Origin of the sequence: Falsihalocynthiibacter sp. BN13B15 (genome assembly GCF_041205415.1) — a bacterium.
GTDB classification, from domain to species: domain Bacteria; phylum Pseudomonadota; class Alphaproteobacteria; order Rhodobacterales; family Rhodobacteraceae; genus Falsihalocynthiibacter; species Falsihalocynthiibacter arcticus.
On sequence record NZ_JBGFCE010000004.1, the window covers coordinates 412,876 to 436,563 of the forward strand.

Here is a 23,688-nt window from a genome sequence, read left to right on the forward strand (position 1 = left end):
CCCGAAATGAAGCCTCATTCGGGGCTTAAGTCATTCTTTTTATAGATAACAAATGGGGCAATAAACACGTAAGATTGACCAGAAAAGACCCTTGGCGCAAGCCGCCAGTTAGCTTCCTTGTCCTTCTCTGGCGACTCGTTCTGAATGTAGAAAATTATTCCACTATCGGCTTCCTTAACTGACTGCGGTAGCATCGGTGGTTTCAGAAGGTAGCGATTGATTGGATTTTCGACGAGCAAGCTTGCGGGTAGGTCATACATGGTCAGTGACCAAAATGAGTTAACCGGAGGAAGCTGGCCCGCTGGAAAATGCACTGTATAGCGGTTGGTTGTACGTTGCTTATGGTCCGAATTTGCTCCCTGTGGTTAAAACATTTTTGACGAAGCGAGTGAGTGCGCTGGATGCATTTTTTTCGTTTGGACCGCTTAACAAAATGTTTACCCACTCCGGTCCCAAACTAGGTGTGCTAGGGGCAGGACACATTGATTAAACCAGATGATGACAATTGTGGCGATGCAAATTGCGGAAAAGAGCGTGTGTGCTCATCGATCGAAACGCACGTCGGTAAATTGCAACTCCGTGTATCCCGCATCAAATGACATAGATCAATTTTGGATAGCTTCCTCAAGTTATGCTTTGAATGCCTGTCTTCTTGAAGCTTCAACCTCTAGTCAGGCTCTTTTGCGTTTTTTGGAGTAGGGAGTTAAAAATGATGAACCGTATAATTTCACTTTCCGCGGTATCCGCACTTTTAGTTGGGTCAGCAGCACTTGCTGGGCAGCCTGACGATCCTGGTGCGCACGGCGGAATTGTCTCCGAAGCACCCAAGACCCACAAGGCTAACGGAACTAACCTCGGACAAGTGATCAAGGAGTACAGAGAAAACGTTGATCCGGATTACAAAGTTGGAGAACAGGTACAGTCCCTTAAGGAAGCTTTCGGCGGCGCACCGAACCCTGACAATGATAATGGCAGCGGCAACGACTGAAACTAAGGTAACTCAAATCCTTTTCTTGAAATAAAATATGGCCCGTCCTTTTTTGGGCGGGCTATGTCTTTTCCAAGAACCACCTCCACCAAGCATAGGAATTACCCATAAAGCGCCACAGCTAAAGTTGCTGGACCAACTTTGCATAGGGTAGACTTCGGGTTTAGTTGGTGAATGTTTCTAGCAACTGCCTAGGCTTGGAGTGTTTCTCTTGCACTCTAAAACCTACAGCCTATGTCTAGATGTATATAAGTACCAATTCTTGGGACGCGCAATTGTCAAATTATCGGCTATGCGTACCAATTTTTGGGACACTTCCCTCTATTTTAGGCTTGTTACCGCCGCCACTGTTCTCGAATGTCGTATTGCAGAACTTACCGCTCATCAGTTTCCGAACGATCAGACTAGTCTTAACTGGAAATTTTTCGCGCGGAGTGTGCCGTCATCACCGAACCGGCGATCACGGGTATAAGCACCGTGTACGAGACTTCCCCGCTCATCAAAGCTGCGCCGCCGCGAGAAAGGCTTCAGCTTCTCAGAGCGCGCCTTTTGCTAACATATTGAAATTATTAATTAGTTTCGCCATGATCGCTCCCATTGCTCTAGCGCTTTGAAAAGAGAGTTCGAGTTCTCTCTCGTTAGGCGCTTCACTTCTCCCGTAGTTTTATATCCGCGAAAAGCTTTGGTTGTCCGCCTCCTAAATCAACCCGATTTGCGTTGCCCCAAGTAGGAGAGTCGGCGCGATTACGTGACCAAGAGCGCGAACTTCTGGGGATGGTTGCAAAATATCTGGAACCTGCACCACCCGTGCTCCAGAGGCAACTGCCGCGCGGGTTCCGGGATCGGAATCCTCAAAGGCAGCGCAATCCGTCGCCTTCAGACCAAGCGATTTTGCAGCACGCAGATAGATGTCGGGTGCAGGTTTAGGGGAAACCACCTGATCTCCGCCCGTCACTGTTTCAAAAAAACCAAGAAGGCCAGAGACTTCAAGATGGTGACGCGCTTTTTCCGTTTGGGTTGAGGTGGCGACAGCACAAGGAAGTCCCTTTTCTTTCAGGGCCTTGAGCAATTCGACGACTCCCGCCTTAATGGGAATGTCCTCAATTTTAATCGCCGCGGAATTGGCGGTACTTTTCTCTAGAAACGCCTCAAAGATCGCCAAATCGTCGATTCTTGCGCGCAAAATGTCTTCTGATTCCTTGCGCCGAACCCCGATGAGACCCAACAGAACCGGCTCGAAATCAATCAAGCCAACGTCATCGGCAGCGCGTTGATAGCACAGGATGGTGAGGCGCTCCGTGTCCAAAAGGAGGCCGTCCATATCGAAAATCGCGCCGCGTAAACTCATGTTATATCCCATTTTATGACCGACCTAGACCTGCCCGCCCGCTTGAAACCTTTGCGCCCCTCAAACCACACCCCACGCACAATGGGAATACCCGACCGCAGCGCGCAACGGGCGACATTGTGGGCAATATAATCGCATATTTTTTTGCAAAAAGGCCGCAAATCCGCTCATTTAGGCAGGATAATCTGCACAAGTTCGCGTATCAATGGAGGTGTCATATTTGAAAAATCCCAAAGGAGCCTCCCCATTGTTGTTTAATCGATACAGCATTTTCATGACACCTGAGGCGGGTATGTTTGCCGATTCTGGCGCTGCTTGGCTTGGGTGGGATTTGGAAAAGGGTTGCGCCGTGCCACACCCAAAAGCCTCCGAAACCGCCCTGCGTATTGCAACCCAAGCTCCAAGGAAATACGGCTTTCATGGAACAATCAAACCTCCCTTTCACCTTGCAAAAGGCACAACATATGAGAGTCTTTTGTCTCAAACCAAGGCGCTTTGTGCTGTCCATGCTCCTGTTGAAATTGAAGCCCTAAGCCTCACAATAGATAAGTCGACTTTGGCGCTTACTCCGGAAGGGAACATCGACCATCTTGCCAGTCTCGCCGCCGCCGTTCTGCAAAAACTGGACCGTTTTCGCGCCCCTCTCAGCGAGACGGAATTGGCCGGACGCCGCAAGGCCAACCTAACGCCCCTGCAGGAAACCAACTTGAAAAATTGGGGGTATCCGTATGTTTTGGACGCGTTCAAATTTCACATCACTTTGAGTGGTCATTTGCCGCCCAAAGACTTGGAACATTTAGAAGCTTTGGCCCGTACACACTTCGCCCATAACTTGGGGCGCCCCATGCCATTCTGTTCGTTAATTCTGGCTGGCGAAGCGGGGGACGGACGTTTTCACGCACTTCACCGGCTCCCTCTTTCTGGAAAGAAAGTGCCCTAAAGTCTTCCCCCAAGAGCATGGGTAACCACCGGCCAATTTGTGGCCTCTTGGCCGCGCCGTGAAATAGGGTACACTCGCAAAAAAACAAAACGCCCAAGGAGACTCCAAGTGAATGACCTAATCATGATCGCCCCCATGCCCCCTAAAGTCATGGCGGACCTCTCGGAGTCCTTCACCATCCTGAAATACTGGGAAGTCGTTGATAAAAAAACGTTTCTGAGCAACTGCGCGCATGTGAAATTCATGGCGACGAACGGTCATGTTGGCTGTGACGACGCAATGATGGACGCCTTTCCCAACCTCAAAGTCATCTCAAGTTTTGGCGTTGGCTATGATGGTATCGACGTCACTGCCGCGCGCAAACGGGGTATTTCCGTCACCAACACACCCGACGTTTTAAGCGATGCCGTCGCGGAACTTGCGCTTGGATTGATGCTGTCTCTTTGCCGCAGAATCGTCGATGCGGATTCCTTCACGCGGCAGGGCAAATGGCTCGAAGGCGGGTATCCGCTGACGGGCGAACTTACGGGGGCAACGGTTGGAATATTGGGGCTAGGACGGATCGGCAAAGAAATTGCCCGCCGCGCACAAGCCTTCAAAATGCAGGTGGTTTATCATGGCCGCAACCCACAGGCCTATGAACCCTTTCCGTACTATGCCTCGCTTGAGGAAATGGCGGCGGCATCCGATTGGATTGTGGCCGTTGTTCCCGACAATGTAGCCACGCGAAAGTTGGTGGATTGCAAAGTTCTTACGGCATTGGGCCCAAAGGGAGCGATCGTGAATTTGGGGCGAGGAACACTCATTGATGAACCTGTTATGGTCGAAATGTTGCAGTCTGGAGCCTTGGGCGGCGCGGCGCTCGATGTGTTTGATCAAGAGCCGAAAATGTCACCGGATCTTTGGAAGCTGCCGAACGTTGTGCTGTCGCCACACCAAGGTAGCGCCACCGAGAAAACACGCATCGCGATGGGCGACCTAGTGGTGCAAAACTTGCTTCGCGCCAAAGAGGGCCGCCCTTTGGTTTCCCCGGTGGGCTAATCCCCCAGCACTGGATTTTCTAACATTCAACGACCCAAGAGTTACATTACCGCGCCGATTTGCCATGGAACGAATTCATAATCGCCAAGCCCTTGCGCTTCGGATTTCGAAGGGGTTCCAGAGGCCACGTCCAAGAACATCTGGTAAATCCGCTGCCCCGCCGCCTCAATCGTTTCGCCATCTGTGAGAATCGACCCCGCGTTCAAATCCATATCTTCTTCCATCCGCGTGAACATCTGGGTGTTCGTCGCAATTTTTATCGACGGCGTTGGCTTGGCCCCAAAGGCGGACCCGCGCCCCGTGGTAAAGGCGATCAAATTGCATCCACTGGCGATTTGCCCTGTCACAGACGCGGGGTCATATCCGGGGCTGTCCATGAAGACGAACCCTTTGCTGCGGATTGTTTCACCGTATTTGAAAACGCCCGTTAGGGGCGAAGTTCCCCCTTTGGCCGCAGCCCCGAGTGATTTTTCAAGGATGGTTGTAAGCCCGCCTTTTTTGTTCCCCGGAGACGGGTTATTGTCCATCGACCCCTTGTTGCGGGCGGCGTATTCTTCCCACCATTTGATGAGGCCGATGAGTTTTTCACCCACCTCTGGCGTTGCTGCGCGGCGCGTCAACAAATGCTCCGCACCATAAATTTCTGGCGTCTCGGCCAATACGCCCGTGCCTCCTTGCGCGACCAACAAATCACAGGCGAAACCCAACGCGGGATTGGCCGTCACACCAGACCACGCATCCGATCCACCACATTGCAAACCGACCATCAACTCCGAGGCGGGACAAGCTTCGCGGCGTGCTTCATTGGCCAATGGCAGCATGGCTTCGACCTTTTGAATGCCAATCTCGATCGTTTTCCGCAGGCCAGCCACGTCTTGAATATTCATCGCCTGAAACTTTGGCCCCGGCTTAAGACCCCATGCCTCGACCAACCAATCAATCTGATTGATCTCGCAGCCCAAGCCCACCATCAAAACAGCTGCAACATTTGGGTGCGCCGCATAGCCCCACATTACCCGTTGAAGCGCCTCAAAACCGTCGCCATCCCCCGCCATGCCACAGCCCGTGCCATGCACGAAAGCAACAACTCCATCGACGTTTTCATATTTCGCCATAACCTCTGGCGTAAAGTGGTTTGCAATCATCCGCGCCGCCGTTGCCGAGCAATTCACTGACGTCAAAACCGCAACATAATTGCGTGTGCCGACTTTGCCGTTTTCACGCCGGTACCCCATAAAGGTATCCACAGTCGTGGCGGGGGCAACGGGCCGAATATCGGTTGAGAATTCATAGGTTTGATCGACAGCCCGAAACTCAAGATTGTGCGTGTGCACATGATCCCCCGCGGCAATATCTTCCTTCGCATAGCCGATGACCTGCGCGTATTTCAATACCGCCGCCCCCTTCTCAATCGCTTGCGTAGCCATTTTATGCCCGCGCGGAATTTGCTGTTTTGGCGATATTCCATTGACGTCCTCATCGGGATTGAGGGTTTCAATCGCGCTAACGACATTATCATTCGGGGCAAGGCGGACGGTTTTTGACATAGGATTTCCATTGCGAAAACGAGGGGGGTTAGGCGTTATTGTACATTTTGCAAAAAAATACGAAAGGTGCAAATGCGATTACTTTTGTTTCTGGTAGAAAACAGTTGCGCCTTGCCTCACAATTCCTTAATTCACGAATTATGGAATTTAAACTTCTAGACCGCCTCGCCACTCTCAGTCACCCACAGCGGATGGCTATTTTCCGACTGCTGATCCGGCGGTATCCGGACGCGCTGCCTGTTGCTGAAATCCTTACCGTTCTAGATCTCAAACCAAGCACGGCGTCGGTCTATCTCTCGACGTTAAAATCGGCTGGACTTGTACACCAACGCCGCCTTGGCACAAGCCTCCTTTATAGTGCGAATATTGCGGCCTCACAGGAAATCGTTTCGGGATTGTTTAGCAATTGTTGTGGCGGACGCGCTGATTTATGCCTTCCAACCGACCTTTCAAAACCAGCGACACAACCCAGCGTCTTGTTCCTATGTACTGGAAACTCGGCGCGCTCAATTATGGCCGAAACGATCCTGCGCGATTGGCAAGGTCGCACTTTCACTGTGGCGTCCGCAGGGACAAAACCGCGCGCAGGCGTCCACGCCATAGCCCGCGATGTTTTGCTATCCAAAGGCCACAACATTCAAAACCTGCACTCCAAAAACATCACCACCGTTTTGGGCGAAACGACATCCGACTTCGATTTCGTATTCACCGTTTGTGACAACGCAGCAAACCAAGACAGCGGCGCGCTTCATGGCACCCCCATCGCCAGCCATTGGGGCATCGAAGACCCCGTCCCAGCAGCCAACTCCTTGGACAAAGCATCCCGAGACCGCTTTGAAAACACCTATGAAATGCTAAACACACGCATCTCGCGTTTTGCCACCCTCCCTTTTGAAACAGCCAGCCGTGCCGACCTCCAAAAATCGGTCGACGATATCGCGCGTAATTAATCAGAAAGCCTTTTGACATGACAACATTTGCCATCAATGGCCTTGGCCGCATCGGAAAACTCGCCCTGCGTCCCCTCCTAGAGCGCGGCGCAAAAATCGCCTTTATTAATGATGCTGTGGGAGACCCCAAAATGCACGCGCATTTGCTGGAGTTTGACTCGATTCACGGGCGTTGGCCCGCGAACTTCGAGGCCGACAACAACAGCATCACAATCGACGGAACGCATATTCCTGTGACCTCCACGCGCAATCTCGATGAGTTGCCGCTCGAAGGAGTCGACGTTGTGATCGACTGTACAGGAGCGTTCAAAACCGAAACTAAACTGGCCCCCTATTTTGCAGCAGGCGTCAAAAAAATCGTCGTATCGGCCCCCGTAAAGGGCGGCCCAACCGCCAATATTGTCTATGGCGTCAACGACTATATTTATGATCCCGAAACCCACAAAATCATCACCGCCGCAAGTTGCACGACCAATTGCCTCGCGCCGGTGGTCAAAGTTCTGCTCGAAGGGATCGGCATTCGCCATGGCTCAATCACCACTATCCACGACGTCACTAACACCCAAACAATCGTCGACCGCCCCGCCTCTGATTTGCGGCGCGCACGCTCGGCCCTGACCAATTTGATCCCCACGACAACGGGGTCGGCCACGGCAATCACGCTCATCTATCCAGAGTTAAAAGGCAAACTTAACGGCCACGCCGTGCGCGTTCCCTTGCTCAACGGCTCGCTCACGGATTGCGTTTTTGAAATGGAACGCGAGACGAGTGTTGAAGAAGTGAACGAGCTTTTCCGCGTGGCCTCCGTTGGTTCCCTCAAGGGCATCTTGGGTTATGAAACACGGCCGCTTGTGTCCTCGGATTACACAAATGACCCTCGCAGTTGCATCATAGACGCGCTTTCAACCATGGTCGTGAACGGAACCCAACTCAAGGTTTACGCGTGGTACGACAACGAATGGGGCTATACAAACCGACTGGTCGACGTGGCCTTTATGGTTGGCGATTCCCTGTGACACAAACGCGGGGATTCTCGGCCTATATCGCTGTAACGGCCGCCTATTGGGCCTTCATGCTGACGGACGGCGCGCTGCGCATGTTGGTGCTTTTGCATTTTCATACGCTCGGATTTTCACCGGTTCAACTCGCCTATCTCTTCGTGCTCTATGAGGTGGCGGGGATTGTGACCAATCTTTCGGCGGGCTGGATTGCCGCGCGCTTTGGACTGACGTCCACGCTGTATGCTGGGCTGGCGCTTCAAGTCGCGGCTTTGCTGGCGCTCTCATTACTGGACCCAAACTGGAGCATCGGGGCCTCGGTCGTGTTCGTCATGCTTGTGCAAGGCGCATCTGGCATCGCCAAAGACCTCGCAAAAATGAGTTCAAAAAGTGCGGTTAAAATCCTAGCCCCCAAGGCCAAAGGCGGCCTATTTAAATGGGTCGCGATTTTGACTGGCTCCAAGAATGCGGTCAAAGGATTGGGCTTTTTGCTTGGTGCCGTGCTTTTGGCGACCCTTGGTTTTGTGCCTGCAGTCTTGGCGATGGCGGGCGTATTGGGGCTTGTGTTGATTGCTGTGCTTGTGGGCATGCCGACGGGCCTTCCCACAGGGCGAAAAGACGCCAAGTTCAAAGAAGTTTTCTCTAAAAACCGTAATATCAACTGGCTCAGCGCTGCGCGTGTTTTTCTATTCGGGGGGCGTGATGTTTGGTTTGTGGTGGGGATTCCCATTTATTTTTACGCCGTCCTCTCGGATGGCTCGGAGGAATCCAATCGCGCCGCGTTCTTTTTGATCGGGAGTTTTATGGCGGTTTGGACGATTCTCTATGGGATGATGCAAGCCAGCGCACCAAAGCTCTTGCGCGCGCACCAACGCGGCGAACATGAATACGCTGTTTTGGCACAGAAATGGGCACTCGGCCTCGCAGTGGTTCCTGTTGCCCTAACCGCAATCCTCCTTCTAGCACCCAGCACATCTCCGATGCTCACTGGAACAATTGTCGCGGGCCTGCTGATCTTCGGGGCCATTTTTGCGGTAAACTCTTCGCTTCACTCCTACCTCATCTTAGCGTTGACGGATGAAAAACGGGTCACCATGGACGTGGGGTTTTACTATATGGCGAACGCAGTTGGCCGCCTAACAGGGACACTCCTCTCGGGGGTATCCTACCAAATCGGAGGGCTCGCTCTCTGCCTTGGAACGGCCGCGGGAATGATCCTTCTGAGCTGGGCTTGCACACGAAAACTCGGGGATTAGCGCAAACAGGCGTACCTTCACGCAGGCAAATTTTCCTGTCAAATTCCGCGCTTTGCGGATTTCACGTCTTGACGCTCCAATACAGCTGAAATACTACTCTCAAACGACGCGGGTATGGTGAAATGGTATCATACGAGTTTTCCAAACTTAAGGCGAGGGTTCGATTCCCTCTACCCGCTCCACATTCCCCCAATTTGCCGAAATAGCTTCCAAAAGCCATTCTGCGGCGTTTGAGCGCTTGTTGCTTCTGATACAGGCCATTATGTGGGTTGGGACGCAAACAAACGGGGGGCTCCATGGCCCAATTAGATGAAGACCGCGAAAAATCCAAACAAATGGGCGCTTTGCGCGGACTTGTTCCTTTTGTGCGTCCCTATGGCGGGCTTGTCCTCGCCGCCTGTCTCGCGCTGGTTCTAACGGCGGCAACCTCGCTCATTCTGCCTATTGCGGTGCGCCGTGTTGTGGACGGCTTTACGGCCTCCAACGGAGCGCTCATCGACAGCTACTTTGGTGCGGCCCTCGCGATTGCAGCGATTCTCGCACTTGGAACGGGCTTGCGCTACTATCTCGTGACCCGCCTTGGCGAGCGTATTGTCACAGACATTCGCAAAGCTGTTTTTGATCGCGTCATTCGCATGAGCCCCGCGTTTTATGAGAAAATCATGACCGGAGAAGTTCTAAGTCGGATCACCACCGATACGACGCTTATCCTGTCGGTCATCGGCTCCTCCGTTTCAATCGCTTTGCGCAATGCGCTGATTTTCGTTGGCGGCATGGCTCTCATGCTTTTGACCAGCGCAAAACTGGCCGCGATGGTGTTGTTTATCGTTCCTGCCGTTATCGTTCCCATTATTGTTCTTGGTCGCCGTTTGCGGATTTTGAGTCGCGAAAACCAAGACTGGATCGCAAAATCCTCCGGCAGCGCAAGCGAAGACCTTTCCTCGGTGCAAACCGTTCAAGCCTTCACACACGAAGCCCTTTCCTCCAAGAATTTCGCCGATGTAACGGAGCAATCCTATGTCGTCGCAATGAAACGGATAACCACACGCGCCCTGATGACTGTGGTTGTTATTTTCCTTATTTTCTCGGGTGTTGTGGGTGTTCTTTGGATGGGCGCACATGACGTCAACCAAGGCAGTCTGAGCATCGGTGCCCTCGTTCAATTCGTGATTTATGCGGTTATGGTCGCGGGGTCGGTTGCCGCCCTCTCCGAGATTTGGGGTGAACTTCAACGCGCAGCTGGCGCAACCGAGCGCCTTGTCGAACTGCTCAACACCGAAGATGCGATCAAAAATCCTGCTAATCCGAAAACGCTCGCGAAACCCGTGCGCGGCGAAATCGTCTTTGACAACGTCACCTTCCACTATCCTGCGCGGCCTGAAATTGCTGCGCTTTCTGGCACCAATCTTTCGATCAAACCGGGCGAAACGGTTGCGCTTGTGGGGCCATCTGGCGCAGGAAAATCGACCGTCATTCAGTTACTCCAGCGTTTTTACGATCCCACCAGCGGCGTCGTTTCCATTGATGGGCTCAACCTGCGCGACTTGACCCGAACCGATTTTCGAGAACAGATCGCGCTTGTGCCCCAAGACCCGATTATTTTTGCGACCACCGCTCTTGAGAACATTCGTTTCGGCCGCCCCGACGCCACGGATGCCGAGGTCTTTGAGGCCGCAAAAGCTGCTGCCGCACATGATTTCCTCATGGCGTTACCCGAGAAATACGAAAGCCAAGTTGGCGAGCGCGGTGTTATGCTCTCAGGCGGGCAAAAGCAACGTATCGCCATTGCCCGTGCCATTTTGCGCGACGCGCCTATCCTTTTGCTCGATGAAGCGACAAGTGCTTTAGACGCCGAAAGCGAACGTGCGGTTCAAAACGCGGTCGATGAAATGGCCCAAGGGCGCACGACCCTGATTGTGGCCCACCGTTTGGCAACCGTGAAAAAAGCCGATCGCATCCTTGTGTTTGATGGCGGAAAAATCATTGCCGACGGCACACATGAATCCCTTGTCGCCGAGGACGGCCTCTATGCGCGTCTGGCGCGGTTGCAGTTTACGGACGGAAATGGCGTAGCGTAACTTTCTCCTTACGTTCCGTCGTTTGGACTTTCCCTTGCGAAAATAGTCGTTTGCAATCATCCTCCTTGGGGAGAAGAGCACGTGGGGACGTGCCCAATGGGAGAGAGTGTGATGAACAAATTTTCATCAATTGACGACCGCAATGCTATTGAAGCAGAAGCGCGATGGGAGGATCGTGATCTTCCCAAAACTATGTATGAATTTGTCGCCGCCACTGCGGAAAAATACGGGGAACGCCCCGCCATTTCGTTTCAGATCACGTCCGGCCCCAAAGATCGTGCCGAAACTCTCACTTGGAATGAGTTGTTCGGAAAAACAACGCAAACCGCCAATTTCTTCCGCTCTCTGGGCATTGGGGAAACAGACGTTGTTGCCTACCTTTTGCCCAATGCAAACGAAACCGTCCTAACACTTCTTGGTGGGTCAATTGCAGGGATCGTCAGCCCGATAAACCCCCTCCTTGAAGCGAGCCAAATCGCATCAATCCTGCGCGAAACAGGCGCCAAAGTACTCGTGACTTTGCGCGCCTTCCCCAAGTCGGATGTCGCACAAAAAGCTGCCGAAGCGGTTGCGATGGTGCCGAGTATCGAGACGGTTGTTGAGGTTGATTTGCTGCGGTATCTTTCCCCGCCAAAGAGTTGGATTGTTCCGCTTATCCGTCCGAAAAACCCCGTCACCCACAAGGCGCGCGTGCTGAATTTCAACGCCGAAATTGCCAAGCATTCGAGCGAAAAACTCGACTTTTCAGATTCTGCTGGCGACCGAGTTGGGGCATATTTTCACACCGGCGGAACAACGGGTATGCCCAAGGTGGCCCAGCACAAATACTCCGGCATGATTTACAACGGCTGGCTTGGGCATCGCTTGCTTTTTAGCCACGATGACGTGGTGATTTGCCCCCTGCCCCTGTTCCACGTGTTCGCCTGTCACCCGATAATGATGTCGATGATTGCTTCGGGTGCGCATGTCGTCTTTCCGACGCCTGCGGGTTACCGTGGCGAAGGTGTGCTGGATAACTTCTGGAAACTTATCGAGCGTTGGAACGTGACGTTTATGATCACCGTTCCGACCGCCATTTCTGCGCTGATGCAGCGGCCAGTTGACGCAGATGTATCGTCGCTTCGCACGGCGATGTCTGGATCCGCCCCCCTTCCGATTGAGCTTTTCCGTCGCTTCGAAGAAGCCACGGGCGTCACGATTACCGAGGGCTACGGCCTAACCGAGGCGACGTGCCTCGTGTCGTGCAATCCCACGAGCGGCAAGAAAAAAAAGGGCTCCGTTGGTGTGCCCTTTCCCCATACCGACGTAAAAATCCTGCGCCAAACACCTGATGGCCCTGTCGAGGCCCCCGTCGATGAAGTCGGAGAAATCTGTATCGATAATCCGGGAGTCATTCCCGGATCAACCTATACCGAGGTCGACAAAAACCACGATCTTTTCCACCACTACATCTACCTTCGCACGGGCGACTTAGGGCGCGTCGACACGGACGGATATCTTTGGATTACAGGGCGCGCCAAGGACTTGATTATCCGTGGCGGTCACAACATCGACCCCGCGGAAATCGAAGAAGTTTTGGCGGGGCATCCCGCAGTTGGATTTGCGGGTGCGATTGGCCAACCGGATGCACACTCAGGCGAAATTCCCTGCGCCTATGTCGAGCTAGTACAAGATGCCGAAGTGACGGTCCAAGAGCTTATGGAGTTTTGTAAAAAGGGAATCCCAGAGCGCGCGGCCCATCCCAAATACATCGAAATTTTGGACGAGTTGCCGAAAACAGCAGTGGGCAAAGTCTTCAAACCCGACTTGCGCAAACGCGCCATTACGCGGGTGTACAATGCGGCCTTGGAAAAAGCGGGCTTGCAGGTGAGCGTGTGTTCGGTGATCGAAAGCAGACGGCGCGGACTCGTTGCGCAAATTGAGATGTCCGAAGTCGTGAGCACGATTGAAATCACCCAAGTTCTTGGGGCCTTCACAATCCCATGGGAATGGCTTCCAGAACAGCCTTCTTAGGCGGTTAGTACCCAGAATTATCAGCATCCAAGGAACGGATTAGCTGCGCCCCTGAGGCCCGATTGGAATTGACCTCGGGGGAAACACGCCACGCGGCAAAGCGATCTTCGGGCGCGGGTTGCATCAATCGTGCAGCCCCCTTCCCCTGCTCCCCAAGCCAACTAGCCCATTGATCCGGCGCAAGGGAAACGGGCATCCGTTTGTGGATTTTCGACATCGTTTTGTTTGCCGCAACTGTCACAATAGCGGCTGTTCTCGTGCGCACCCCGTCGTACTCCCAATCCTGCCAAATACCTGCGAGCACCCCGACCTCTTCATGGCGCGGCGTGATATACCACGGTAGGCGCACGCCCTCAGGCGTTTTGGTCCATTCATAGAAGCCACACACAGGGATGAGGCACCGCCGTTCCCGACACGCTTTAGCAAACGCGGGTTTCTGCGCAATCGTTTCCGCCCGCGCGTTGATCAAAAGCGGGCCGTCATTGGGCTTTTTGTACCAATTGGGAATAAAACCCCACCGCATGGCCCGTAATTGGCGGCCATGATCTGTGGCCATAATTGCGTGGATTTGGGTCGTCGGACAAACGTTATAATTCGGAACGTTCGGTAAATCATTGGCGGGGGCCGCCGCAAAAAGCTGGGCCATGGCCTCCACGGGCAAAGTGATCGCAAATCGTCCGCACATTCTCTCGCTCCTCGCCAACACCTTGTTACAAAAAAGGCGCGCCGTGGCTGGCGCGCCTTAGGTTCAGTCAGCGTAAACCAAACTTATTTCACGGTGATGCGGCCATCAAGGTAGGGCTCGTAGCTGCCTGCTGCCGCAAGGTATTCAGAGACAACATCCGCAAGATCAGGGCCGAAATCATAGGCATTCATCGCGTCGCGGAACATGCTGTAGCCATCGCCGCCGCCACGCACGTAGTTGTTCGAAACAACGCCGTAAACTTTGGCTGGATCAAGCGCTTCATAGCCCGCGCCCGTATCAATCATAACCTCGGAAATACGATTGCCAAAGGCCTCGGAACCCGTGATGGTGAACGTCATCCCCGCAACCTGCGCGAAGCGACCGTTTTTGGTCTCATCGTCATATTGCAGCACCGCGTTTTCGAGCGCGTCCTTAAGCGTTGCCCCATTCACTTGGAACGTTGCCAGCGTGTTTTGGAACGGAAGAACCGTGTAAACATCACCCATCGTAACTTCGCCAGCTTCTAAACCTGCACGAAGTCCGCCGCCATTTGCCAACGCGACTTGGATGCCTTGATCTTTGACGCGCGCAAGCATCGCATCGGCAACAAGGTTCCCCATTTCGCATTCTTTGGCGCGGCAATTGTCACGCGATCCATCAATCGCTGCCCCAGTGGTCGCCACAATTTTGCTGCGAATTTCTTCGAGGGGGGCTGCGGCTTCTGCAATACGTGCAACCGTCGCGGCATCCTCAGCAACCGAGGCGTCCGTGATGATAGGCTCGCCAGTGGCAGAGATGACTTCGCCAGCGTCGTTAAACGTGACGTTCAATTCGCCAAGGAATTTACCATAAGCATAGGCCGAAACGATGGCCGTTGAGCCAACCATTGTTGGGTATGGGCCTTCGGCACGCTCGTTGGTGTTGGACAACAATGTGTTGGTATGGCCACCAACGATCACGTCTACACCCGTGGTTTCGGCGGCAACTTTTTGGTCAACGCTATAGCCCGAGTGCGACAAAACGATAATTTTATTCACGCCCTCGGCGGTCAGTTTGTCGACCTCACCTTGCACGGCACCAACAGGATCGGTAAAAATCACCAAGTCACCGGGGCTGGCCAATTCATCGGTATCTTGTGGCGTCAATCCGATTAGGCCGATTTTCTCGCCACCCCGTTCGATGATCGCGGATTTAGCAAGTTTACCAGCCAAAGCAGGCTCTTGGGACACGTCCGCGTTGGACATCAGAATAGGAAAGTTGATCGTATCCATGAAGCCTGCGAGAACTTCTGGGCCGTCGTCAAACTCGTGATTGCCAACGGTCATGCCGTCGTAGCCGAGCTTGTTCATCATTTCGGCGGCGAGTTTACCCTTGTAGTAAGTATAAAACAGCGTGCCTTGGAACTGGTCTCCGCCATCCACCAAAATTGAGTTATTTGAACGCGCACGGGCGTCGGCAACGGCCGTCACCAAACGTGCAGAGCCACCAAAGCATTCGCCAGCGGCGTTGTCTTCGGCGCTACAGCCAGCGTCATATTTGCTGATGGGCTCAAACCGTGCATGGAAATCGTTCGTGTGCAAAACTGTGAGTGAATAGTCAGCGGCAGCAGCACCTGCCGTGAGGGCCAAAACGGCCGCGGATGTGAAAAGACGGGCGAACATATTAATACTCCCTATTATTGTTCTAGAGCGATAGATTGACCAAATGCAGCTTCAGAGTCAAAGGCTGCGTTTGTAAAATATGTATATTCAGGGTGTTACGGACATATGACAACGGCTTCTGTCTTTTTGTGGATATTGGGCTGTTCAGGGGTATATTCGCTATTTTGGGCTATTTCGCAGTTTTTCGCTATAAATGGCTACCTATTACGCTACCCATTCTTGTTCGGTTATGAACAAAAGGCGGCAAGCGAACGTTCGCATTTGCATCTTCTGAAGGAGGCTAATGGCAGGATCGAGGTTTCGTGGCGCTAGTGTCCGACAACCATCCAATCGAGCTTTTCTCAATAGCTCTAGTGCATTGCTTACTTCGATGAGACTACTTGGAGAAGATCCGTCGATCCCAATCTGAGAGCAGCGTTGACAAGTGAAGTGCTCTTCATATATGAAACCTGAAGAACATAATTGCAGATCTTTGGGAGGGGAAACGCAAGTGCAGGTATTGGGAACCCCAAGTGCGTCAACACGGTCTGAGTCGGACTTCGTGTTTGAACTCGACAGCATCGGAAAAACCTATTCAGGAATTCCTGTTCTCTCAGATGTAAAACTGGCGATTCACGGCGGTGAGATTCATACCCTTATGGGCGAGAATGGCGCAGGGAAATCAACTCTGGTCAAGATCATCAGTGGTGTAATTGAGCCCAGTTTTGGCACGATGACAATCGATGGCAAACCCGTTTCTTTTCGCAATCCGCGCGAGGCGGAGGAGCAAGGCGTTATCATCATGCATCAGGAACTTAGCCTGATCCCAGAGATGTCAGTTGCACAGAACGTCGTCTTGGGGCGCGAGCCGATGAAGGGCGGGTTGTTCCTTGACCAAAAGAAAGCACGCACGATCGCCCAAGACGCCCTGTCGCGGTTTGGTTTCACCTTGGATGTCGACACTAAGGTCAAAGATCTTAGGGTGGGCGAGCAACAACTAGTTGAAATTACCCGCGCACTTTTGATGGATGCGCGCCTTCTTATCATGGATGAGCCGACCTCCGCCCTATCGCAGATCGAAGCGGATATCCTAATGGAAGTCATTCGCGACCTCGCGGCGCAGGGTGTGGCCATTCTATATATTTCCCACCGCATGGACGAAGTTTTCGAGATTTCCGACCGCATTACCGTTTTGCGTGATGGTTTGATGATCGGCACGACGATGGCCAGAGATGCTACGCCCGCAGATCTGGTGGAGATGATGGTGGGTCGTCGGATTGAGGTCGAGAAAATCAGACGCAAAACCAAACCATCGGACGAATTGGCGCTCCAAGTGTCCGGCTTAAATGCCGAGGCGCAAGGCCGTCGTGTTCTGAGCAATGTAAGCTTTGGGCTGCGGCGTGGCGAAATTCTGGGGGTTGGGGGCTTACTTGGGGCGGGGCGGACCGAACTCCTTGAAACCATATTTGGGGCGCGTGGTCCCGTGATGGAAGGCGAAGTTCAGATCGACGGGCATCCCGTCAATTTACATAATCCGGCGGGCGGTATCGAACACGGCTTGGCCCTGATTACCGAAGACCGCAAATCAACGGGACTCATCCTCAACCACTCTATTTCTGACAATATTATCTTGCCGCAATTGCATGGGCTTGATCAGTTTGGCATTGGCATGGGGCCATTCCAAACCCAACAGGCGCTCACTGCGATCAAACGGTTGCGCATTGCCGCAAGGGGCGTTGATCACGTGGTTGGCAATCTGAGTGGGGGCAACCAGCAGAAAGTAGTCCTCGGAAAATGGTTGGGGATGGAGCCGCAGATCCTGCTGCTCGATGAACCAACCCGTGGCATCGATATCGGCGCAAAAGACGAAATCTATGACCTGATTGGCGAGTTGGCCGATTCAGGAATTTCCGTCCTGCTCGCCAGCTCCGAAATACCCGAACTTCTGGCCATTTGTGACCGGGTGATGGTGCTATGCGAAGGGCGGATTTCGGGCATTTTAGGTCCAGACGAAATGAACCTTGATACGATCAAACAACTCGCCATGCAGTTCGAGTGACGGGGAAGCGTGAAAACATGAGCTTGGGAAATGACATGACAGCGAAGCAAAAATCGGTCGCAGAAATTGACAAAACCAGATCGTTGCGGGCCAAAGGGCTTCAAATGATCATGCAAACAAAACTGTACTGGGGTTTAGGTTTTCTGTTGGTTTTCGGGGCCTTATCCTCCCCTGTAACCTCTAAGGGCGTAAACATTTTCACATCTCTTGGCAATATGACCGATGTTCTTCGCCAAGTTTCCGTGACGGGGATTGTTGCCGTTGGTATGACGCTCGTTATTCTCATTGCGGGGATTGATCTCTCTGTTGGTTCCATCCTCGCTTTGGGCACCGTCATTTGCGCTATGCTGCTCACCCAAGAAGGCTGGACGACCGCGAGTTACATTGGTGTACCTGCGGTCGGGGCCGTGGTTTTCATCCTTTGCTGGGCCGCCATCAGTGTTTTGCGCGGCATCACCAATAGTGGCGGCACAGCACGCGAAGCGCAAACAAGCCCCAAGACCCTCACTATGACTGCTTTGATCAGCGGCGCTGTTTCGCTGGGCTTAATGATCTGGCTGATCGGGCAAGTCCCAACAAAATTTGGTGTACTGGCTGTTTTGATTGCGGTTCCGAGTGTCTGTGCGGTGTTTGGGGCCATGAATGGGGCCTTGATTGTCTATGGCCGCCTGCAACCCTTTATTGTCACCCTCGCGATGATGGTGGGCGCTCTGGGAATGGCGCGGTTGATTGCGGGTCAAGATACAGCCGTCTATCCCGTTTACACTGGCACCAACGCGACCGAAAACTTTGAGATTCTTCGCACTTTGCTTTGGGGAGTCGTTCCCGCACCGGGGCTGATTTTCCTGTTCGTCCTAGTCGTATTTTTCATCCTGACACGGTTCACGACCTATGGTGCCTATCTTTTGGCCATTGGCGGTAACGAGCAGGCCTCCCGCCTCGCGGGGCTAAACGTCAATCGCACCAAAATCGTGACCTATGCCATATCAAGCGCGCTGGCTGGACTCGCGGGCATCCTTTATGTTGCACAATTTCGGCAGGGAAAACCCGACGCAGGAATGGGCTTAGAGTTGGATGCCATTGCGGCCGTTGTCATCGGCGGCACTAGCCTGATGGGCGGCAGAGGCACCGTCGCAGGCACTATGGTCGGCGTGCTGATCTTTGGTTTTCTCGGCAATATTCTGCAACTCAACAACATCGACAGCAATACTCAACTGGTCCTGAAGGGCGTCATTATTGTGGCCGCCGTGCTCATTCAGGAAGGTCAGTTGACCCAGATCTTTTCGAAACTCAAGCGAAACTGAGCCCGAAAAGTAAATGCTCTAGCTTCGGATTGTGGAAAATACGCGAAGCTAGAGCGAACAAAAAAGGGCACAAGAGTGCCGTCCATTGAACAAGGAGACTGTTATGAAAAGACGTGAGTTTAGCAAGGGGTTATCCCTCCTGTCGGCCGCATTTGTGGTCGGTTTGCCCATGAGTGCGATGGCGCAGGACAAAGATTATACAATTGGTTTTTCGCAGGTCACGACTGTCGAGCCTTGGCGCGTGCAGTTTAATAAGGACCTGCGGGCCGAAGCGGAATTGCATGAGAACGTGAACCTCCTTTGGGCCGACGCAAATGACCGCACTGAAGAGCAGGTTGCCCAAGTTGAAAACTTCATTCAGCAGGGTGTTGACGCCATCTTGATTTCTCCCAAAGAAGCGGCGGGTCTTACTGGTGTTGTTGAAAAAGCAACCGATGCAGGCATTCCTGTTTTTGTTCTAGATCGCAATGTTGATACCGACAAATTCGTACAGTGGGTCGGCGGCGACAACGTCCTTATCGGCGAAGCGGCTGGCGAGTTCATCCTCGAGGCTCTCGGTGGTGCTGGCAATGCACAAGGCACCATTGTTGAAATCTATGGTGGCCTCGGAATTCAGGCTACTTTTGATCGTTCGGACCCTGTTCACGCAGCCGTTGCCGATGAGGCAGGTGTAACCTTCCTTCTTGATCGCCAATCGGGCGACTGGAAGCAAGACCAAGCCTATGACATCATGGCAACTGCCCTGCGCAACTACGAAGATATCACCCTTGTCTACGGCCACAACGACCCAATGGCCTATGGAGCATACCTCGCTGCAAAAGACGCGGGACGTGACAAAGACATCATCTTTGTTGGCGTCGATGGCTTACCGGGTGAAGGTGTGACTTGGGTTGCCAATGGCGAACTTGCCGCAACTTTCCTTTACCCAACTCCAGGTGCTGAAGGATTGCGCCAAGCCCTTCGTTACCTTGACGGCGAGCAAGTTGAAAAATCAGTTGTGATGGGAACCGAGGCAATCACAAGTGCGAATGCCGATGAGATCCTTGTGCGCAACGGGTTGAAATAAGGCGTATAAAAACGGATCAAAATTGACAAACTCCCGTCAACTATGATCCAAGGCGCAAGGGGTAAATGGCTCCCTTGCGCCAAATTTTCTCTGGTGCTAGTTCGCAATAGTGAAATAATCATCCCGCGCTAACCGGAAATGCAGAAAACGAGTCATGGCGTCCAGCAATCTCACGAAGCTTCAGAAGTATTCAGCGCCAGCGCTGGAAAAAGGCCTCGATATTCTTGAGTTGCTCTCACTGTCAGACAAGGAACTGTCGTTGTCGCAAATTGCAGCAGGTGTCGGGCGTTCCAAAAACGAGATTTTCCGCATGATGATTGTTCTCGAAGAGCGGCAATTCATCTCCCGTGCTGCTGATGATCACTATGTTCTTACTGATCGCCTTTCTGTACTTGGTTCCAATCGTTCCATAAATAATCGGATCGCTGAAGTTGCCATGCCAGTGTTGGCGGAACTGTCCGAACAAGTCTCGCTTTCCTGTCATTTGTCCGTTCTGGACGACGATGCGGTCCTTGTTGTCGCGCAGGCCGAGGCGACCAAAGGCTACTCCATTTCTGTCCAAGTCGGGCACCGCAGCAAGGTGGCCGATAGTTCGGCAAGAGTCTGCATCTTAACGGCATCCCAAAACACGGATGCGACACATTCTTTGTCGAAATTAACTGAGGCCCCTAACCCAGAATTTCCAGGAATTACAGAGCTTTCCGCCCCCGTCATGGGTGGGCAAGGAGACGTTGTAATCGCAGCAATTACGATCCCCTATATGTCGGCGATGATTTCCGAGAGTGACAAAGAATCGAGCAAATCTCACCTTCTGGTAGCGGTCGAATTATTGCAGCAACGCGTCAAAATTTATTTGCCGCAATTATAATTTATCGAGATTTCTCCGAAAATACTGCCGCTTCGCTGTCAAATACTCGCCAATCGCTCCAAGGTCGTTTCAAAAACTATTTTGGGCAAGATTGTCAACTTGTCTAAGAATAAATTTACCGTCGTCGTATGGAATTAGCCATCACAACGAATAGTAGGTTTCCGCCCTAAATGTCAACGACGGCCCTTTTGGAGTGATCACGCATCGAAGGTCCTCTTTGGCGCAAAGTCTATCAGAGTTCTCACCTGTAGCGATTGTCGCCTTCCCGCCCATAGCACCAAACACTGCACTCCTGACCGATGTCGCCTCTGGTCTCATCTCTGCCATTTTTGTTTAATTAAAAACTACTTAGCCACCCGCAGCTTCGGCTTCGCCACCCTATACCGCAAGGCGTCCAACACCTGTGCCTCCGCTTCGAAATTATCGAGAACCCAGCTATAGAGCGACGCTGTAATTTGGGGGGAGGAATGCCCCATCATCTTTGATACCGCCGGAAGGGGAACGCCATTTCGCAAAAGATGCGACGCGAAATAGTGACGCGACGCATGCCAACCCGTCGCCACTCCCAACTCCTCGGCTGGACCGCTAATCACCTTACTACAAACGCTGTGCGATAATGGGCCGCCTCTAAATGCAGGAAAGAGAAGATTGTGTTCTGCTGTGGTATTAACACGTGGTGTAAAAACGCGGATCAGTTCTTCGCTTAAGGGCAGGTATCGGTTGCCCGCTTTCGATTTGGGGGCGTTTTGAACTGTCACGCCCCCTTTCTCGTAAGCAACCGTTTTAGCAATATGGAGGCGCTTTGTATCGAGGTCGATATCGGCTGGCGTTAGAGCCGCTATTTCGCCCCAACGAACGCCTGTAAAGGCCGCGACCAACAGCATGTCCGCTGCGGTTGGGTTAGCGGCCCGTACCCTGCTTGCTAGAAGTTCTGTTTCCTCTATCGAACGGATGGGCGGTTGCTTTCGTGGGTTCTTCACCATTTTTACGGTCGACAACATCGGCCCTAGCGTCGGAGGTAAAATATCCCATGCCATGGCATCCCGCACGATTCGCTTTAGAATTTTCGTGAAGAGTTGAATGGTGTAGGGCTGAAAGCCTCTTTCCTTCGCCTTACGGCCCAAGGATACGAAGGTCAGGGCGTTTATTTTATTGAGGGGTAAGTCCCCAAACCATTCGATTAAGACGCGTTCCTGCCAAGCGTATTGCATAAGAGTGGAATTGCTCAGGCCTTCGGAGGCGTAAGGCATCCAAACCTTGAGGAATGCCGCCAGCGGTTGTGCCCCGTCACCATAATCCCCAGCTTGGGACATTTCGGCTTCGATGCGCCGAGCCTCTAGGAGTGCGGCTTTCTTATCAGTGCCGTCGAACATCTTGGTTTTTATCTTCGTCTTGCCTGTCTTTTGGTCTTTGACGCCCCAGTGCATCTTCCAGCATTTTCCGGACTTTCTTAGTCTTTTAATCAGAAAAGCCATCCGTCCTGCTTCCGTTTCTGTTGTCGTTACTTCGTAACAATTGAGTCGACGATACTGAAACGCCTTTGTGGGCGGTACAACTTTCGTTTGAATTCCGTTGAGGATTTTCTCTTCCCCAGTTCGGCGACACCGCTGTCAGTGATTCGCTTCAATTTGCCTCAAACTTTGGAAATACATACTTTTCTTTTTTTGGCTTGGTGCTAGCGGCTTTCGAATAATTAGTTTTCTGAACCGGCTAAAAGTAAAACTCTCGTAGGTCACTTCTCAGAAATGACTATTTTACTATTTGTAAGTAAACGCTTTTTCTACAAGTAGATATTTTGATAAAGTAAACCACACATGTTTTACTTTTATTCAATAATAATAATGGCTTGCGTGATATCAGAAGTTGTGGGTAAGTCGTATTACAACAGAAATTACATCCTGAACCCAGACAATGCTCAAGCGCTAATTTCGTTAAAAGATAGCATGATGGCTTCAAAAATATCGCATCAAAGCGAACTCATACGAGAAAGCAAAGAGACGATGATCCTGACAGATCAATCTTATCGGCTTTCTCCCTATATAGAAAGTATGAATCAAGATGAATATCTCCGAAAAAATCCCGACAGATCACCAGATTGTCGTAAGGGGGGTCTCTTAGCCTCAGTTCGGCTGCTGTCAGGAGCGCAGTGCTTTGTATGTGGCTGGGCCGATGTCGGCAAATCTTCTTTTTTCTAAATTCGCCGACAGTCCCACGATCTCAGCTTGATAAGCTTATTTCATCTTACAGGTACTCTTGCCAAGAATTCTGTAAAGTGGGCAGAAGTTAAGAAATGCCGTTCCAATTAAAATTAGACCCAACCAGCCCCAGACACCAATCGTCCCCATGAGCGTGAGGACTACGAGAATTGCGCCGACGGCTAGTCTTATCATGCGATCTGTTGATCCAACGTTTTTTGTAAGTTCCATAGTATTTTTCCTTTGCTAAACTTGTTGCTCGATTACTCAAACTCCATCTTCTCATAAACTCAACCCGCGTTCTTGGTCGCGGGTTCTTCAAATGTATCAAGGCGCGTGTAGGGCGATTGGTCAATATAAAAAGCGTAGGTCAAATCGCCGCTTTCGTCTATATGCTCTCCGATTTTGGTGCGAAGATACACGAGATAATCGTGGATGAAACGTTGCACTTGATCCATGTTTTCTGGATGACCATGGCTGAGGATGACATATGCAGCTTCCAATGCCTCAACTGATCATCCCGAGTTTCAATCCAATCAAGCGTATATGGGACGGAAGCAGATTGCATGTTCAGGTGCAGCATTGGTCACTATGCGCGGCGGGATCAACTGATCGACGCAACACACTGGGCGAACTTCTCAGCTGGGGTTTGATATTGCAAGGTCTTGCGGGGTCGTTCGTTCAACTGTCTGGCAATAGCGCTGAGTTTGGC

The 23,688-nt window shown here is 52.2% G+C and carries 19 protein-coding genes, 1 tRNA gene and 2 pseudogenes; 13 read left to right on the forward strand and 9 right to left on the reverse strand.

Going from position 1 to position 23,688, the window contains the following annotated elements; translation table 11 throughout:
• Positions 1–14: 14 nt before the first annotated feature.
• Positions 15–335, reverse strand: a pseudogene (locus AB9F26_RS09690) (DUF1214 domain-containing protein); the annotation flags it as partial.
• Between the two features lie 374 nt (positions 336–709).
• Here AB9F26_RS09690 and AB9F26_RS09695 point away from each other — a divergent pair.
• Complete coding sequence (locus tag AB9F26_RS09695; protein ID WP_369754175.1) at positions 710–988, forward strand: hypothetical protein; 279 nt, start codon at positions 710–712, stop codon at positions 986–988.
• Positions 989–1,685: 697 nt separating this feature from the next.
• Here the strand turns inward: AB9F26_RS09695 and AB9F26_RS09700 are convergent.
• The gene (locus AB9F26_RS09700; protein WP_369767916.1) at positions 1,686–2,336 is read right to left on the reverse strand and encodes an HAD family hydrolase; all 651 of its coding nucleotides are present in this window, start codon (positions 2,334–2,336) and stop codon (positions 1,686–1,688) included.
• Positions 2,337–2,583: 247 nt separating this feature from the next.
• Between AB9F26_RS09700 and AB9F26_RS09705 the strand changes: the two genes are divergently transcribed.
• Together AB9F26_RS09705 and AB9F26_RS09710 are read left to right on the forward strand one after the other, a co-directional pair.
• Entirely contained in the window at positions 2,584–3,276 is a 693-nt protein-coding gene (locus AB9F26_RS09705) for a DUF1045 domain-containing protein (RefSeq protein WP_335586335.1), read from the forward strand.
• A 108-nt stretch (positions 3,277–3,384) separates the two neighbouring features.
• On the forward strand, positions 3,385–4,317 hold the full coding sequence (locus AB9F26_RS09710; RefSeq protein WP_369767917.1) for a 2-hydroxyacid dehydrogenase: 933 nt from the start codon (positions 3,385–3,387) through the stop codon (positions 4,315–4,317).
• 41 nt (positions 4,318–4,358) lie between these two features.
• Here the strand turns inward: AB9F26_RS09710 and AB9F26_RS09715 are convergent, their stop codons facing one another.
• The gene (locus AB9F26_RS09715; protein WP_369754171.1) at positions 4,359–5,864 is read right to left on the reverse strand and encodes a UxaA family hydrolase; all 1,506 of its coding nucleotides are present in this window, start codon (positions 5,862–5,864) and stop codon (positions 4,359–4,361) included.
• A gap of 140 nt (positions 5,865–6,004) precedes the next feature.
• Here AB9F26_RS09715 and AB9F26_RS09720 point away from each other — a divergent pair, with 140 nt between their 5' ends.
• From AB9F26_RS09720 to AB9F26_RS09745, 6 genes are all read left to right on the forward strand, one after another.
• The gene (locus AB9F26_RS09720; protein WP_369767918.1) at positions 6,005–6,814 is read left to right on the forward strand and encodes a helix-turn-helix domain-containing protein; all 810 of its coding nucleotides are present in this window, start codon (positions 6,005–6,007) and stop codon (positions 6,812–6,814) included.
• 17 nt (positions 6,815–6,831) lie between these two features.
• Positions 6,832–7,830, forward strand: coding sequence for an ArsJ-associated glyceraldehyde-3-phosphate dehydrogenase (locus tag AB9F26_RS09725; RefSeq protein WP_335586339.1), 999 nt, complete (start codon positions 6,832–6,834; stop codon positions 7,828–7,830).
• The gene (gene arsJ, locus AB9F26_RS09730; RefSeq protein ID WP_369767919.1) at positions 7,827–9,068 is read left to right on the forward strand and encodes an organoarsenical effux MFS transporter ArsJ; all 1,242 of its coding nucleotides are present in this window, start codon (positions 7,827–7,829) and stop codon (positions 9,066–9,068) included. Before AB9F26_RS09725 ends, arsJ begins: the two co-directional genes overlap by 4 nt.
• Positions 9,069–9,176: 108 nt before the next feature.
• A tRNA-Gly gene (locus AB9F26_RS09735) sits at positions 9,177–9,250 on the forward strand.
• 114 nt (positions 9,251–9,364) lie between these two features.
• Entirely contained in the window at positions 9,365–11,146 is a 1,782-nt protein-coding gene (locus AB9F26_RS09740) for an ABC transporter transmembrane domain-containing protein (protein WP_369754167.1), read from the forward strand.
• A gap of 111 nt (positions 11,147–11,257) precedes the next feature.
• Positions 11,258–13,159 carry an acyl-CoA synthetase gene (locus tag AB9F26_RS09745; RefSeq protein WP_369767920.1) on the forward strand — a complete coding sequence of 634 codons (1,902 nt, stop codon included), beginning with the start codon at positions 11,258–11,260 and terminating at the stop codon, positions 13,157–13,159.
• Between the two features lie 4 nt (positions 13,160–13,163).
• Here the strand turns inward: AB9F26_RS09745 and AB9F26_RS09750 are convergent, their stop codons facing one another.
• Positions 13,164–13,844 (reverse strand): SOS response-associated peptidase, encoded by a 681-nt coding sequence (locus AB9F26_RS09750; RefSeq protein WP_369767921.1) that lies wholly within the window; start codon positions 13,842–13,844, stop codon positions 13,164–13,166.
• 83 nt (positions 13,845–13,927) lie between these two features.
• Positions 13,928–15,505: a bifunctional metallophosphatase/5'-nucleotidase gene (locus AB9F26_RS09755; RefSeq protein WP_335586344.1), complete on the reverse strand. Its 1,578-nt coding sequence runs from the start codon at positions 15,503–15,505 to the stop codon at positions 13,928–13,930.
• A gap of 490 nt (positions 15,506–15,995) precedes the next feature.
• On the opposite strand from AB9F26_RS09755, the gene AB9F26_RS09760 reads away from it, so the two are divergent.
• The 4 genes from AB9F26_RS09760 (at position 15,996) to AB9F26_RS09775 (ending at position 20,781) form a co-directional block, all read left to right on the forward strand.
• Positions 15,996–17,543: a sugar ABC transporter ATP-binding protein gene (locus tag AB9F26_RS09760; protein WP_335586345.1), complete on the forward strand. Its 1,548-nt coding sequence runs from the start codon at positions 15,996–15,998 to the stop codon at positions 17,541–17,543.
• Positions 17,544–17,578: 35 nt separating this feature from the next.
• Positions 17,579–18,847, forward strand: coding sequence for an ABC transporter permease (locus AB9F26_RS09765; RefSeq protein WP_335586346.1), 1,269 nt, complete (start codon positions 17,579–17,581; stop codon positions 18,845–18,847).
• 103 nt (positions 18,848–18,950) lie between these two features.
• Positions 18,951–19,913, forward strand: coding sequence for a substrate-binding domain-containing protein (locus AB9F26_RS09770; protein ID WP_335586347.1), 963 nt, complete (start codon positions 18,951–18,953; stop codon positions 19,911–19,913).
• Between the two features lie 154 nt (positions 19,914–20,067).
• Positions 20,068–20,781: a helix-turn-helix domain-containing protein gene (locus tag AB9F26_RS09775; RefSeq protein WP_335586348.1), complete on the forward strand. Its 714-nt coding sequence runs from the start codon at positions 20,068–20,070 to the stop codon at positions 20,779–20,781.
• Positions 20,782–21,125: 344 nt separating this feature from the next.
• Here the strand turns inward: AB9F26_RS09775 and AB9F26_RS09780 are convergent, their stop codons facing one another.
• From AB9F26_RS09780 to AB9F26_RS09795, 4 genes and pseudogenes are all read right to left on the reverse strand, one after another.
• Positions 21,126–22,256 (reverse strand): tyrosine-type recombinase/integrase, encoded by a 1,131-nt coding sequence (locus tag AB9F26_RS09780; RefSeq protein ID WP_369767922.1) that lies wholly within the window; start codon positions 22,254–22,256, stop codon positions 21,126–21,128.
• Between the two features lie 756 nt (positions 22,257–23,012).
• A complete protein-coding gene (locus AB9F26_RS09785; RefSeq protein WP_335586350.1) occupies positions 23,013–23,207 on the reverse strand; it encodes a DUF2892 domain-containing protein in 195 nt (64 codons plus the stop codon).
• A 59-nt stretch (positions 23,208–23,266) separates the two neighbouring features.
• Positions 23,267–23,479: a hypothetical protein gene (locus tag AB9F26_RS09790; RefSeq protein WP_369767923.1), complete on the reverse strand. Its 213-nt coding sequence runs from the start codon at positions 23,477–23,479 to the stop codon at positions 23,267–23,269.
• Between the two features lie 101 nt (positions 23,480–23,580).
• Positions 23,581–23,688, reverse strand: a pseudogene (locus AB9F26_RS09795) (IS30 family transposase); the annotation flags it as partial.

Excerpts from the sequence above, each read along its gene's own strand:
- AB9F26_RS09695 (WP_369754175.1), top strand. The coding sequence starts at position 710 with ATGATGAACCGTATAATTTCACTTTCCGCGGTATCCGCACTTTTAGTT.
- AB9F26_RS09700 (WP_369767916.1), bottom strand. The coding sequence starts at position 2,336 with ATGAGTTTACGCGGCGCGATTTTCGATATGGACGGCCTCCTTTTGGAC.
- AB9F26_RS09715 (WP_369754171.1), bottom strand. The coding sequence starts at position 5,864 with ATGTCAAAAACCGTCCGCCTTGCCCCGAATGATAATGTCGTTAGCGCG.
- AB9F26_RS09720 (WP_369767918.1), top strand. The coding sequence starts at position 6,005 with ATGGAATTTAAACTTCTAGACCGCCTCGCCACTCTCAGTCACCCACAG.
- AB9F26_RS09725 (WP_335586339.1), top strand. The coding sequence starts at position 6,832 with ATGACAACATTTGCCATCAATGGCCTTGGCCGCATCGGAAAACTCGCC.
- AB9F26_RS09740 (WP_369754167.1), top strand. The coding sequence starts at position 9,365 with ATGGCCCAATTAGATGAAGACCGCGAAAAATCCAAACAAATGGGCGCT.
- AB9F26_RS09745 (WP_369767920.1), top strand. The coding sequence starts at position 11,258 with ATGAACAAATTTTCATCAATTGACGACCGCAATGCTATTGAAGCAGAA.
- AB9F26_RS09750 (WP_369767921.1), bottom strand. The coding sequence starts at position 13,844 with ATGTGCGGACGATTTGCGATCACTTTGCCCGTGGAGGCCATGGCCCAG.
- AB9F26_RS09755 (WP_335586344.1), bottom strand. The coding sequence starts at position 15,505 with ATGTTCGCCCGTCTTTTCACATCCGCGGCCGTTTTGGCCCTCACGGCA.
- AB9F26_RS09765 (WP_335586346.1), top strand. The coding sequence starts at position 17,579 with ATGACAGCGAAGCAAAAATCGGTCGCAGAAATTGACAAAACCAGATCG.
- AB9F26_RS09770 (WP_335586347.1), top strand. The coding sequence starts at position 18,951 with ATGAAAAGACGTGAGTTTAGCAAGGGGTTATCCCTCCTGTCGGCCGCA.
- AB9F26_RS09775 (WP_335586348.1), top strand. The coding sequence starts at position 20,068 with ATGGCGTCCAGCAATCTCACGAAGCTTCAGAAGTATTCAGCGCCAGCG.
- AB9F26_RS09780 (WP_369767922.1), bottom strand. The coding sequence starts at position 22,256 with ATGGCTTTTCTGATTAAAAGACTAAGAAAGTCCGGAAAATGCTGGAAG.
- AB9F26_RS09785 (WP_335586350.1), bottom strand. The coding sequence starts at position 23,207 with ATGGAACTTACAAAAAACGTTGGATCAACAGATCGCATGATAAGACTA.